This is a genomic window from Bacteroides sp. 519 (genome assembly GCF_010500955.1).
In the GTDB taxonomy this organism is placed as follows: domain Bacteria; phylum Bacteroidota; class Bacteroidia; order Bacteroidales; family Bacteroidaceae; genus Bacteroides.
Genome location: NZ_QVMJ01000048.1, coordinates 1 through 14,209 on the forward strand (window position 1 = coordinate 1; position 14,209 = coordinate 14,209).

The window sequence follows — 14,209 nt, forward strand, 5'->3', positions numbered from 1 at the left end:
CAATTGAGAGACTATTCTTTTCCGTATTAACTACGAATATACAACACTCGGAGAAATAACGGATCATTAATGATGCAAATATACGAGACACAGAAACACTGAGCTTTTCCTTGTGTTGAACACGGAGGCTTCGCCCTCAGAAAATGTTTTTTTGCCATTTTGCTATCACTGCTATTATAACTCTTTCATCCCGGTAGGAGAAAAGCTTTATCCTACCGGAAGAAAAGTGCAGTTCAATAACAAGTAAAATATCTTTCTATATAGACCGAGGGGTCAATGCTATATAGATCGAGAGGTCGGTGCTATATAGATCGAAGGCACTCATCTATATAGACCGGAGCCCCAATACTATATAGCTTGCCTAGAAGTATGGACTATTTTATGGAAAATAGTGGATTATTATGCAGAAGAGTACAGGGTTTTCTATCGGAAAGTCCCTACTATTGTTAGAGGTCAAAGCTCAAAATAAAGCGTGTTGAAAGCGTGACGAAATGGTTGTAATAATGTTTCTCAACACGGCATTCAACACGCACTTAACGTATTGTTAATCAAGATAATAAAACCTCCGCGTGTTGAATGACGACAAATTTTGCATTTTAAACTTCTGTGTAGAGGAGTTTTGGTTCAAATCAGATTGAAAGGAGGTAAAGTGAGGTAAAGGAGGTAAAGTGTGATGCCGCATGGAACTCCTCTCCCTAGAGGGGAGAGGTGCCCTTTAGGGCGGAGAGGGGGGACTCAAAGGTTGCGCAACCGATTTTCCATGCGGTATGTTTTCACTCCCCGCCCCGGCCTAAAGGCCACCCCGCCCCTCAAGGGCGGGGAATCCATGCGGCATCGCCTACTTTACCTACTTTACCTCACTTTTAGTTCAAAAAAGCCTCTAACTGAACCAACGAATATGAATAATGCAGGTTAGACGGATTACGCGGATTACAAAATTTTAAAACACAGATAAAATATCTTTGTCTGATATTAAATCCGTGTTTTAAAATCCGCGTAATCCGCGTAATCCGTGTCTAAAATTAAAAATTAGAACTTAACCTCAACCTCATCTCCTGTTGCCGAGATTGCATAAACTTTATAATTATTATTCCATGAAGCAAGCGAATTGTCGAGTGTAAACGTTGACGCTGAAGAAACAAATATCAGTTTCTGACCTTCTCTAACTTCGTAGGCTACAACATTTGTCCATCCGTTCATGGTTACTTTTTTGTCGTTTCTGCTGGCTGTTCCTTGTCCAATAGTTCCCGAGGTTTTGTATAAATCAGCATTGGCATCACAAATATACTCAAACCGGTGTTTAGGCTTAGTGTATCCTAATGCTTCAACTCTGTTTTTGGTTTCTTCTATCATCTGTTTGGTGATGGTCATTCTTGCTTTTCCATAATCTTCTACAACTACATCTACTTCGGTTAGGAAGCCCCATTTTTCGAAGAAGTCTGTAAGATTCATTTTAGCAGCTTTTGATGCACGCACAACAAACTCCAGTTGATGCCCGGCTTCGGACGACATATCTGCTTCCTTACGAACCATCTCATAAAGATCTTTATAGAAGTCTTTGTTGCCCTGTGCATCGGTTACATATAATTGAAGTTGCCAAAACGGAACCAATTTGCAAAATACATCAACCAAGTTAGATTCATTATCTGTAGTCATGTAACAGTGCGGTCTGCCTGATCTGAAATAGAGATTCATTGCTTTTTCGTAACGGTTTGTAAATCCTCCTTCGCCAGCCATCGATTCTGTTTGCAAACGAGTTGGATTACCAAACTTACGCTGTACATACATGGAGTGAATATTGTTGGTTACTTCGGTTGTTCCAACCCACTTTAATCCCGGACGTGTTTGGTTAATATGTCCAACCTCGTGAGCCGGCCCCCAGATAGCTGTTGTTTTAAGCAGATCAGGGTTGCATAATTCGGAAAGTGTGTTGTCGTTATATGCAGTATGATATCCGGCTGCATACATATACGAAGTATAAATTACACAGAAATACATTCGGTTGTTGAACATCCGGTTATATTTTTCCAATCCCATATGTTCCATTTCCCAATACACAATCTGGTCGTAAGCATCAATAAGCTCTTTTCCTTTGTTGCCGGTATGGTTACGGAAACGATTGGTTGGGAAGGTAAGATGGGCATACCTACCAAGCACATCGAAATAATCGTTGGTTGCAGCATCCAACAACCGGTTCCAATCGTTGGGGTCGGTATGTTTTGTGCTATCATAATAACCATTCACTGTTCCGGTAGGGATGTGTATTTTAACAATAGGGGCTGTTTTAAAGTTTGGGGTATGATACATTACATACAACAATCCGGATTTCGATGGAGTTATTTTATTGATGCCTTCGGACAAAGCAAAACTCTGCGGTTCATTAAAGCCATCGCCACCGGGTACATCCAGATTTTGCAAACGCAAACTGATGTTGTTTCCTCCCGTATTGCCTACCAATACAATCAGTTCTTCGCCGGCTTTAACTGAAATTCCGGTTGGGTTATCCAATAAACTGTACTGAGATGTTTTATTAGCCCGCGATTCATCGTCGGGATGTGGATAAGCTTTATAGTCTTGTATGCGGAACTCGCCCGGATAGGTATCGTTCAACAAGTGCATGGCTATGTCGCGGAAAAGAACAGATTGGCAAGCTCCAATCTCTTTTTCGGTTATACCGGGTTTCAACGCAGTACAAGTAACATCGGTAAACAAAGTAAGGGGATTAAAGTTTTCGGTGTTCAGTTTGTAGAATTCCATTTCGGCGCATGCTGCAAATCCCTGTCTGTCGCCAGCTCCCGATTTAACAACAAAACGGATGGCATCAACATTGGTTAAGGCCTCTTTGAAATCTATTCGTGTGGCCGATGATGATCCTTTAAAGTCTTTATCCAGTATATGTTTAAATGTATCGCTGTTTTTTTGTTTCATGTAGAGGCTAACTTCTTTAAAATGGCCATTGCCTCCACTTGTACGCGGATAGTAAACAAGATAATCCAGTATGTCGGCCCCTTCCAGATAGTAATCCAGAGTTATGGGGAAATAATTATCGGCAGTGTTGGTCCAATGGGAGTGGTAGATGGTTTCCATCTTACCATCGAACGATAATTCGATAACACCTTCTGTTTCTTTACCTGCATGCTGAGAAGATGCTTCGCCTTTGATAACTTTAAGTTTAATATCATCTTTTATGCCCGATTGGCCCGGAACATACTTAGTGCCTTTTTGCACAATCTTTACTTGTGTAGCGCAAGCCGATGTTTTGTCTTTAACGGTTAACATTGCGTTCCGTTCATATTCTTCGGTGCTGGCTTCCACTGTAAAATGGTGGGTATTTGTTTCCATGGCTCTTGCCGTGCCGGTTGTTTCTGTTATCCAAGCAGGCAATCCGGTTATTTCGTACGCTATATTGGCAGTAACATCGAACGAAATTGTTCCACCCTTTGCTTCTACCTGTATTTCTTTTTCCGATAGTAAGATGGCCGGATCATCGCCCAGTTGCCTTACTGTAATAGATTCTTTCAGGGCACCGGCCGATACGGTAATAGACGTTTCGCGCATGCCTCCATCTGTATTTTTGGTAACACTTACACGTAATACATTGTTTTCGGGGGTTGCTGTACACCACTGGCGTCCCGCCTCGTCTACTGTGGCCTGCCAGTTATCATAGTTGGTTTGTACACTAACCGATTTGGTGATAGATTCTTTGATAAATTCAAGGTTGGTGGGCGTAACTTCCAATATAGGATCCTGTTTATCATCGGAGCAAGCCACCTGAATGTTCAGAAAGAGTAATAGAGTAAATAGGTACAAAATGTTTTTTTTCATAAAATTAGATGTATGTTTAAATAAGTAACGCAGGAGCAATACAAAGATAATGGCTCCTGCGTTATTCTAGTTATTAATTGCTAAAAAAGAATCAGAATTATTTCTTTTCTTTATAGAAACCAAATTCAGACAGTGTAAAGAACTTCTGGCCTTGTATACACTTCTCTACTTCCAGACGTATATATCTGAACTTCTTATCCGCAGTAAGTACGGGGAAATCAAACTGAGTTGCTCTTTCTTTCCGGATAATACCATCGGCAGCGGCTGTATAGTCTTTAATGGTAAACCAGTTGTCGTAAGGAGTAACCCGGCCCTGGAATGTAAATATATCCGGGGTGTTTGCATTAGCATGATTTCTTGATGTTAAAGAGAAGTAGTAGTTTGTACCTTCTTCTATCTCTTCGCCCAAGTCTACTATCAGGTAATGTTTATCTGCTACATTTCCTCTCCACGACGAATGCCAGTAAGTACCGGTATTGTCGTCAATCAATGCACCGTAGTCTTTTCCTTCACTAGGGTCGGGAGCATTTGAGTAGAAGCTTTCGGCTGTTAAAGCAATTTTTTCGAACTGCATACCACCTTCTTGTTCAATGTTCATTGTAGCTGTTTTATCGTTATCGTTCAGCTTGAAGGTTAATGTAGTACTACGTTTGCTACTAGTGTTGGCATCTGCTTCACCTTTTACTTCGATAGTAGAACTACCATCGGTTTTAACAGTAAGTGTTGCTTCGGCATTCTTTATCCAGCCAGGTAGGGCAGCAACATCTACATCGAGCAATTGCTGAGGCGAAGTTACAGTAAACTTAAATGCTCCACCTGCTTTAGTCAGTTCTAAAGTGCCGTTGTTTGGCAAATCGATAGTTCCGGTTACAGCTTTCTGGGTTACAGATAGCTGAGCAGGTTCAAGACCAAAGTCTTTCAAACGGTCCGATTCAATATAAACCACTGCCTTGCGACTAACAAAATCGGTATACGCCAATGTTGTAACCTCTACTGTATATTCTATGGTTCCATCTTCTTTTTCGGTTTCGCTAGTACGCTCTGCCTGGCACCATTCGGTAAAGTCATCACCTACTTTTACCGACCATTCGTTCGAAGCCACGTTGGTAGTTACTACCACCGATTTGGTTTCGCCACCTGCTGCAAAGGTAAGAGATGTAGGTTTCAATGTAAATGTAGGTTTTATTCCTTGTTGCACAACCAGTAACTCTTCTTTCAGGTTGCCGGCAGTAACAATTATTTTAGCTTGGCGAGTATCTAACAGAGGATTTGCTGCTAATACCAACTTTATTCCACCATCTTTGGTTATTGTCAACCATTTGGCATCGTTGGGGTTTGCAAGTTCAAATTCCCAATCGCGTACGCTACAGGTTACTTCTACAGTTCTTGAATTGCTGGCCGAGGTAAACTCTACTTTCGACATATCCAGTTCTAAAGCGGGCGCTGCAATTTCTCCAGTCTGATAATTAGGATCATCACAGGCATAGAATGCCAATAAAGGGAGAAAAAGTAAGTAGCTTAATAATATATGTTTTTTCATTCTTTCAGAAATTTATTATTATTGATATGATTATTCGTCTTCGTCTGTTTCCGGATTGAAAACATCAACTGTAACATCGTAAAACTTAAACTCAGACATAGTCCAGAAGATTTTGCCACTATTCGTTTCATTTACAATCAAACGTATCTGACTGAAAGGGAACGGACATTTCAAAGGTTCCGACGAGTAATCGGCTTTACCATCAGTAGGTAATCCGTCTTCATCTTTCGTAAACTTTTTAATCAGTGTCCAGCTTTCGCCATCTGTACTTCCCATAAGGTCCATATCAGTAGGGTTATTGCTGGCATTTCTGGGTGCATAGTAAAATTTATAATGTCCATCAAGTTCCTCTTTCAGGTTAACCTGCATCCAATGTGCGTCAGTTACTTTTCCATGCCAATCAGTATGAAAAAAAGTACCTTTGTTTCCATCTAACAAGTTCTTAATAGGTCCTTCGGATTCCTCTTGTGCATTTGTGCTTAAATCGTCGACTGTTAAAGCAATTTCACGAGTTGTTACCTTGGTAGTGATAGTAGCTGCCTCCGATTTCTGCGAAATGGTTTGTTTGCTACTTTCATCACCGGTGGGGCTTACTGTAGATACAGTAAACTGATATGCCTCGTAACGTGCACGGGTATCGGGTATTAAAAGACTATCGGAATAGATACTAGCCAACCGGGTTACAGTTTTACCCAACCGGGGATCGTTGTATACTACTTTAACATACTCAATTGTTTCATCGGTAGGTTTATCCCATCGTAATACAATTTCACCTGGTCGGGTTTCCGATTTCAGGTTGGTTATTTCGGCAGGAGTTATCCCATCGCTATCGTTGCAGCTTGCCAGTCCCAAAGTTAACAAGCCTGCAAATAGTATATATTTAGTTATATTCTTCATACTATTAAATTCTATTTTATTAATAACCAGGATTTTGCACCAACTTACTATTTCTGTTTACATCGTCCGAAGGTATGGGCAACAGGTAATGAGCCGGTGAGTTGAATTTACGTTCGAAGGTAACTTCTGTTAACTGGGCAAGATCTTCAATGCTTTCGCCTTTTATGTTCAAACCTTGGTGCTTGTGGTTAAATGCATCGGCAGCCAACAACCAACGGCGCATATCCCAGAAGTTTTGGTTTTCCAGATAGAATTCAATCTGTCTTTCCTGACGCACAATTTCTCTGAGTTTATCCTTAGTTAACTCGGCCACTCCGCTCCACGATTCTTCTACAGTAGGTATACCTGCACGTGTACGTACCTTATTGAGATATTCGCGGGCAGTTTGCAAATCATCAGTTTCTACACAAGCCTCAGCATAGCTCAAATACAATTCGGCCATACGTATAATGGGCCATGGATATTCTTTCGGTCCAGCTTGAGCGTTCTTAACTTCGTTTCCTGCATGTACTCCTTTTTTATTCAAATATCCTCCTGGTGAAAAGTCGTTTGTTTGTTCACCCACGCCGCAGATTCCGCTTTTCAGGAAGTTGCATACTAATCTTCCGTTTGCATCGAATTCGGGATATTTGTCATACGCTCCATTGCTTGCTGCACTTCTAACTTCGTAATACCCTCCATGAAAAGCTACCCAAGCATAGTAACGCGGCTCTCTGCCTAAATTAAACAAAATGGTTTTTTCGCCAGGTTTCGCTACATCAACATGCTCATCAGTCAGATTCACTATTTCAAACTTATTATTGTCTTTATAGGCTGGATCTTCGTCGTAAGGTAAACCGTTTTCGGTATAGAAGCGGCTCAACATCGACCAAGTAGGGCTCACCCCATTCCATGGATAGGTAGTACCATGAGCACGAGGCATCGACTTATTTTGAAGTCCATAAGCACCTTCATCGCGAGCATCGGCCCAAAGAATTTCCTTATTCCCTGCTTCAATAATATTAAAACGCAACAAACGTTCTGTAGGGTCTGTTGGATACTTCAACCTGTTGATGTCGGGATCACCAATTTCTGTTAACAACTCATGTCCGGCTGCTTTGGCAGCATCAATAGCTGTTTTGTAAGCGTCTTTTGCCAATTTCCATTTGTTAGCATCGTAAGCAAGAGGCATCAATGGGTTACCATCTACATCTTTAAAGTTATTGAAGAAACTGCTGTTTCCGTTAAACAAAGGCGATGCAGCATAAAGCAACATCTTAGCTTTAAGTGCCAGAGCAGCAGGTTTAGTTGCTAATCCATAGTTCCTTTGTGGACGTTCATTGGGTAAGTCTGCTGCTGCTGCGTCAAACTTTTCACATATAAATGTTACACATTCATCATAAGATGTTCTACCTAAATAATCCGATGGCGATGTACCCGGACTAGGTTCTTCTTTGATAAGAATTACTGGGCCATAACAACGTACCAGCAAGAAATGATAATAACCTATCAGGAAATTGACTTGTGCTATATAATCATTCTTAGTGACTCCAGGTAAATTAGGTACCTTATCAATGTTGTTTATCAAAATATAACATTGCTTCAATCCCTGAAAGAAAGTATTCCAATAAGAAATTACCGTACTTGATGCCGAAAAATTTCCTTTAGGAAACCGGGCAAAAGTTTCGTGCTCGAATGCTGTAATTACTTCATCACCTGTCATAAAATCAAGTGAATTTGCTCCTGCTCTGGAGTTGGGTAAATACGAGTAACAGGAATACAGGAATCTCTCGGCTGCATTAACATCTTCAAATGCATCGTCTTCGGTAGGTTTTTCATCAGGAACCACATCCAGAAAATCACAGGAAGCAACTCCTAGCAGTAAAACCAGTAGTAAGGATAAGTATTTTAATGTCTTCATAAATGTCATCGTTTTTAATTATTTAAATGTCATTTGTACTCCGAAGTTAACCACTCGCTGAGTAGGATATTTCAAACCTGCTCCACCTCCCATTTCTGGGTCCCAGTGTTTAAATGGTGAGAAAGTCAACAAGTTGCTTCCACTCAGATAAAAGCGTACGTTACGAAGAAGAGAATAACCGATTTCGGCATTTTTCAGTTTCAAGAAAGATGCATCGCGCAACCAGAAGGTTGAATTTGCTGTGTTATGGTTGTTTTCGTCTTTTGTTAATCTTGGATACTTAGCATGAGGGTTCTGGTTGGTAGGCGACCAATAATCGTCGGCCACAAACTTCAATACATTTCGGTTGTACTGTGTTCCAAAAGGATGGAAACCACTCATCATCAACGAGGTATTAGTTACACCTTGGAAGAAGAAAGAGAAGTCCCATTTTTTGTACTGGATAGAAGGACCAAAGCCATACACAATCTCGGGCACGGTAGGATATCCCATATATACCTGGTCGTCGGCAGTAATTCTACCATCGTAATTACCATAGGCATCAGGTTGATCTACATACTTAATGTCACCAGGTGCAATAGCTATGTTTCCTAAAGATGATGCTGGGTTATTGGCTATGTCGGCCCAGTCGATATACAGTCCGTTAGATACATATCCTTGGTACGTATTCAACCTTTTTCCTATCTGCGAACGAGCTGCACGTAATCCAGGTGCCTCATCGTACTCTAACACTTCGTTACGGGCAAATGTAAAGGTACCTTTGAACTGAACAGACCAATCACGGTTAATTTGTTTACCATAATCTGCCGAAGCATCAAATCCCCAGTTTTTCACCTTAGCCAGGTTACCATATACTTTTGTTGAAGCTGTACCCAAATAGTTAGGAATAGATTTTTTCTGTTGGAAAATGTTTTCACGTTTTTCGTAGAAACCATCTATGTTAATACTAAGCGCGTTGAATAACCGTAAATCTAGCCCCACATTGAGTTTTTTTCCAACTTCCCAAGTAATGGCAGTGTTTTGATAGCGGTCGTACGAAGGCCCTTTCAATGAGTTAGTACTGTTTCCGTATCCGGTTTTGAAATCGGAAGCACCTTGAAGGTTAATTTGCGACATGTATATAAACCTTACATAGTAGTTACCATCCCTAATCTGGTCGTTACCTACCAACCCATACGAAGCACGCACTTTCATGTGGTCTACCACATTTTTAAGAGGTTCGAAGAAAGCTTCTTGAGAAATATTCCATCCTACTGCAACCGATGGGAAGAATCCCCAACGATGTCCACCAGCAAAGTTTTCCGAACCGTTGTATCCGGCATTTACCTCAAGCATATAGCGGTCGGCATAGTTATACGACAAACGAGCAGCATATCCCAATTTACGTTTTGGAAGTGAGTTTACTAAAACAGAGTTGAGTACTAAATCTCCATCTTTTTCTTCATTTGGGTTATTATTATTGTATTGATCAATATTGGCCAATAACATACCATTTACATTATGGTCTCCAAACGAGCGGGTATAGTCAAAGTAAGCCTGTCCGTATATACGGCGGTCGCCCGATACACCTTTAGTTGTGTTCAACACACGTTTTTCGGGTGAGTTTATATTTCCCAGTTCGTACTCGTATGTTCCATTCTCGTTTTTCCAATATTTGTTTATGGCATACTTGTTATAGTCTTGTGTGCGGTAAATAATCGACTTATTCCAGTTTTTAAACGAAATAAGTGCTTTAAAGCTCAATCCTTCGGTAATGAAATCGAGTTTTTGCAAGAAGTCGATATTTGCCAACACTGTGCTCTCAAACTCATTGTTATATCCCTTTACCAATTCGGCCATGGGGTTTTTAGCTCCTTGTTGGTTTCCACCTGATAAGGCTCCCCATTTTACCCATTTCACATCATTATCCGGAAAAAATATCGGATAGTCTACCGGGTTAGCATTCATTACTGCTCCGTAAATATCGCTAACCGATGCATTAGGAGTAGTTTTGTCGGCCAACTGTACATTAAGGTGTAATGAAATGGTCGAAGTTTTGCTCATGTGGAAATCAATATTGTTCTGGAAGTTATACTTCATCAAATTAATATTGGTATTGTACGAGAAAAAGTCTTTCGAACGGTTTTGCAACATACCATTTTCGTGGTTTACACCTAAGTTCATAAAGTAGGTAATTTTCTTTGTACCCCCACGAATATTGAAGTTCATCCGTTGGTTAAATGTCATATCCTTAAATATTTCATCGTACCAGTCTACGTTTGGAAACACATAAGGATTTGTTCCGGCCATGGTGTTTGTAATCTGCTCGTTGGTAAACAAGCGATCTCCTGTTCCCTGGCTTGTAACGGCTTCGTTAAACAACCGCATGTAATCGGCACCATTTGCAAACTTTGTTTTTTGAGTTGGCATAGAGGCAAAAGCTTCAACACGCACCCCAATAATTGGTTTTTCGGTATCGGCACCACTTTTAGTCTTGATAATCATAACCCCATTAGCACCACGTGTACCATACATGGCTGTGGCTGTAGCATCTTTCAGAATAGAAAAACTTTCAATAACTTCCGGGTCTACAGCATTCAAGTCACCTTTCGATACTTCTACACCATCTAATATAATAAGTGGTGAAGTAATACCACTCATGGTCGATACCCCACGAATATAAAAATCGGCTCCGTTATTACCAGGCTCTCCCGAACGTTGGTAAGCTACTACCCCTGCTAAACGACCGGCAAAAGAAGTTGAAAGATTTGTTGAAGGTACCACCAGGTCGCTTGGACGAACTGTTTGGATTGAACCTACTACACTCTCTTTTTTCTGTCCTGTACCAAAAGCTGTAATCACAACTTCGTCCAGCAATTCAGCATCTTCTGCAAGTACAATCTGCATGCGTTTTTTGGTAGCTTTTACCTCTTGTGTAATAAAGCCAATGTAGCTAACAGTAAGTACAGAGCCTTCGGCCACATTCAGTGAAAATTCACCATCTATATTTGTTATTGTACCTGTTGCTGCATCACTTTTTAAAGAAACGTTAGCACCAATAACCGGTTCGCCTTTTGTGTCGACAACAACCCCTGTAATTCTTGTTTGCTGTTGAACTACATTGAGAGAAGCAGTTTTTACCTCAGCTTTCTTCACAAATACCTGACGGTCGGAAACTGTATACGTATAATCCGTATCTTTCAGTACTTGTTTCATTATTTCGTCAATGGTTCTGTCGGTTACTTTAACTGCAACTGATGTAGAAACATTCACTTCATCCGAATAGAAAAAGATATATTCACTATTCTTTTCTATTTCATTGAACACATCACGCATGGTGATATTTGTCAGTTCAAGAGTAAGACGCTTATGCTGTGCATAAGAATCTTCGGCCAAAACAGTGTTGGTTGTCAGGAATGAGAACAGGAAAATAATCATTCCGATAATTCCAAGTGATTTGTTGCCTCTGCCACCAGAGACTTCACATAATCGAGTTTCAATCATACATTAGTGTGATTTTAAGGTTTGAATAACTTTTTAACTAAATTTCGGCCTTTTATTTAAGGAGGCCTACCTTCTTAATACATAGCAATTAATTCTCTCTTTTACTTCATAGGCTTTTATGCTTTATTTTAATTAGTTAGTTAATATGATAGGTGTTTTCGTTTTTCTTTATTTCGAGTGTTAATATCTGTGCCAAATCTTTCATTACTATATCCAGATTCTCTTTCAAATCAAGCTTGCCACTACAGGTCAATGAATTTATTTTTTCGCCACATACAACCTCAATACCATAGTAACGAGATATGTGTTTCATTATATTTAGCAACGGTTCTTTCTTATAAATAAAGTATCCATTTATCCACGAAACATAATCGTGCGCATTTATACCAGAGATGTGGCATTTACCTTCCGAATAACCTAATTTCTGATTTGGAGATAGCATGGCTTCATGTTTATCTTTTGTAGTTACCTGTACCGATCCTGTAACCAATACCACTTCTTGGTCCTTATCTTCTTTATACGCCCGGATATTAAATACTGTTCCTAATACCTTCACATCCATTGTTGCGGTATGAACAAAAAATGGTACCTTTTTATTTTCTGCAACTTCCAGATATACTTCTCCATCAACAAATATTTCCCGTTCTTTTTTCTTGAACCTATCCGGGAAAATTACTTTTGTGCCTGCATTTATATGCATTTTTGTGCCATCGGGCAGGGTTAAGCGCGAATGTCGGCCCAGTGGAACTATTAATTGATTATAGGAAATTTCTTCTTCTTTCTCTGGTGCTACAGTTTCGGCCATTTGTTTGGAATTAACAGCCATTTGTTTAGAATTAACAAGCACTTCTCCTTCTTTATTTACTTCAATCTCTACCGAGGTTTCTTCCAGTTCAATTGTTTTGTTATCCGAAAGAATTAGTTGGATGTCTTTACTTTCGGCTACATCTTGCATACCAGCCATTATTTCCTGAAAATCTAATGTAACAGGCATTGTTTGTTTGTAGAAGAAAAACGATAGGGCAGACAATACCAGGAAAAAAGAAGCCACTGCCCCCCATAAGTATAGTTGTTTTTTGCGAATGTTTTTTCGCAGGTTTTGTTTGTTCCTTATTTCAATATTGATCCACATTTCGTTTCTTTCTTTCGCAGTCATTATCTTTTTAGGTCTGCGCATTAACAGAACAAAAGCTTCTGCTTTTTTAAATTCTTCGTAATCAACAACATCGTTGATTATTAATGAGTTCCAGAATTCGATAGATTCTGGTGTAGGCTGAATCATTGAATGAATAAAGTAATCATCATCCAACAATTCTTTGCTTGTATATTTTGTATAATCCTCTTTCATAAAAAACCTTTGTTACCTATCTTGTTATAATCTTTATATACCTCTCTGATTTTAGCAATAGACCGATACAGTAAATTCCTTACCGACTGATTATTTAATTTCATCAAAACGCATATCTCTTCAACCCCCAACCCCTCTGTATACCTATAATACATTGCTTCTCTTTCTCTGGGGCTTAGCAAGTTCAACATCTGTTTTATATGTCTTTCTTGTTCATTTTCTTGTTCATCCCCTATATATAATTCTTCTACCGAGCTTTCCAGTGTAAACACAGGCTCTATAGTATCTATCTGATAATGTTGTATATCCTTTTTAAAGAATGAGTAAATTGTGTTTTTAAGTGATACCAATAAATACACTCTCACATTCTCAACTACATTCAAATTGTCTCTTTTGTTATACAAGTTCACAAATACATCTTGTATTGCATCTTTAACCTGATCCCTTAAAGGGGTAAAATGCAATCCATAATCTAACATATCATCTACATTCAACTTATATAACTCGGCAAAAGCGTTGTCGTTACCTGCTTTAAACTGAATCCACAATTCCTTGTTTCGATTGTTTCGATTATTGCACATCATATCCATGATTTTAATAAGGAGAAGATTTCGCCTTTTTTATACTCTATTATTTCTATCTTTTTTTTAGAAAATCTTTCTTTTTTAAAGGTTGAGAGTTAATAATGAATACAAATTCATTTTAAAAGAGCAAACAGTTGTAGGGATATAAATGTTTGATAATAAAGATATATATACAAGAAAAAGAGACTTTAATACAAGTAAATACAAACTCAATACAATTTACAAAAAAAATCTATCTCTTTTTATGATGAATCGAATAAAAGAAAGGTTCTTTAAATTATTAAAATAAATCAGGGTGATAAATCATCCCCAGATATATTTTAATAATACGATTAATAATCAATAAGTTACAGTACCAACGATTTTTTTACGCTGGTACAAAAGTTTCACAGGTTATTTTAAGCGTGAAACAAAAGTATCACGCTGGTGGTACAAAAGTACCACGCCTAAGATACTTTTGTATCACAAGCGTGGCACTTTTGTACCATAGGCGTGGTACGAAAACGATAATGTTTTGGTTCAAATCAGAATAAAAAAGGAGGTAAAGTGAGGTAGAGGAGGTAAAGTAGTTGAGTGGTGTGATGCCGCATGGAACTCCTCTCCCTAGAGGGGAGAGGTGCCCTTTAGGGCGG

At 39.3% G+C, this 14,209-nt stretch carries 7 protein-coding genes; all 7 read right to left on the reverse strand.

What is annotated here, in order from left to right; genetic code table 11:
* Window positions 1-1,029: 1,029 nt before the first annotated feature.
* The 7 genes from D0T85_RS21290 to D0T85_RS21320 all read right to left on the reverse strand — a co-directional run bounded on the left by D0T85_RS21290 (window position 1,030) and on the right by D0T85_RS21320 (window position 13,577).
* Entirely contained in the window at window positions 1,030-3,825 is a 2,796-nt protein-coding gene (locus tag D0T85_RS21290; RefSeq protein WP_163215537.1) for a M60 family metallopeptidase, read from the reverse strand.
* A gap of 97 nt (window positions 3,826-3,922) precedes the next feature.
* Window positions 3,923-5,365, reverse strand: coding sequence for a BACON domain-containing protein (locus tag D0T85_RS21295; protein ID WP_163215538.1), 1,443 nt, complete (start codon window positions 5,363-5,365; stop codon window positions 3,923-3,925).
* 30 nt (window positions 5,366-5,395) lie between these two features.
* Window positions 5,396-6,262: a discoidin domain-containing protein gene (locus D0T85_RS21300; RefSeq protein ID WP_163215539.1), complete on the reverse strand. Its 867-nt coding sequence runs from the start codon at window positions 6,260-6,262 to the stop codon at window positions 5,396-5,398.
* 19 nt (window positions 6,263-6,281) lie between these two features.
* On the reverse strand, window positions 6,282-8,162 hold the full coding sequence (locus D0T85_RS21305; RefSeq protein ID WP_163215540.1) for a RagB/SusD family nutrient uptake outer membrane protein: 1,881 nt from the start codon (window positions 8,160-8,162) through the stop codon (window positions 6,282-6,284).
* An 18-nt stretch (window positions 8,163-8,180) separates the two neighbouring features.
* Complete coding sequence (locus D0T85_RS21310; RefSeq protein ID WP_163215545.1) at window positions 8,181-11,579, reverse strand: TonB-dependent receptor; 3,399 nt, start codon at window positions 11,577-11,579, stop codon at window positions 8,181-8,183.
* A gap of 202 nt (window positions 11,580-11,781) precedes the next feature.
* Window positions 11,782-12,993: a FecR family protein gene (locus D0T85_RS21315; protein WP_163215541.1), complete on the reverse strand. Its 1,212-nt coding sequence runs from the start codon at window positions 12,991-12,993 to the stop codon at window positions 11,782-11,784.
* The gene (locus D0T85_RS21320) at window positions 12,990-13,577 is read right to left on the reverse strand and encodes an RNA polymerase sigma factor (protein WP_203558551.1); all 588 of its coding nucleotides are present in this window, start codon (window positions 13,575-13,577) and stop codon (window positions 12,990-12,992) included. The genes D0T85_RS21315 and D0T85_RS21320 overlap by 4 nt, the downstream gene beginning before the upstream one ends.
* Window positions 13,578-14,209: the final 632 nt, after the last annotated feature.

Coding starts and splice junctions, on each gene's coding strand:
- D0T85_RS21290 (WP_163215537.1), bottom strand. CDS start 3,825: ATGAAAAAAAACATTTTGTACCTATTTACTCTATTACTCTTTCTGAAC.
- D0T85_RS21295 (WP_163215538.1), bottom strand. CDS start 5,365: ATGAAAAAACATATATTATTAAGCTACTTACTTTTTCTCCCTTTATTG.
- D0T85_RS21300 (WP_163215539.1), bottom strand. CDS start 6,262: ATGAAGAATATAACTAAATATATACTATTTGCAGGCTTGTTAACTTTG.
- D0T85_RS21305 (WP_163215540.1), bottom strand. CDS start 8,162: ATGAAGACATTAAAATACTTATCCTTACTACTGGTTTTACTGCTAGGA.
- D0T85_RS21310 (WP_163215545.1), bottom strand. CDS start 11,579: ATGATTATTTTCCTGTTCTCATTCCTGACAACCAACACTGTTTTGGCC.
- D0T85_RS21315 (WP_163215541.1), bottom strand. CDS start 12,993: ATGAAAGAGGATTATACAAAATATACAAGCAAAGAATTGTTGGATGAT.
- D0T85_RS21320 (WP_203558551.1), bottom strand. CDS start 13,577: ATGATGTGCAATAATCGAAACAATCGAAACAAGGAATTGTGGATTCAG.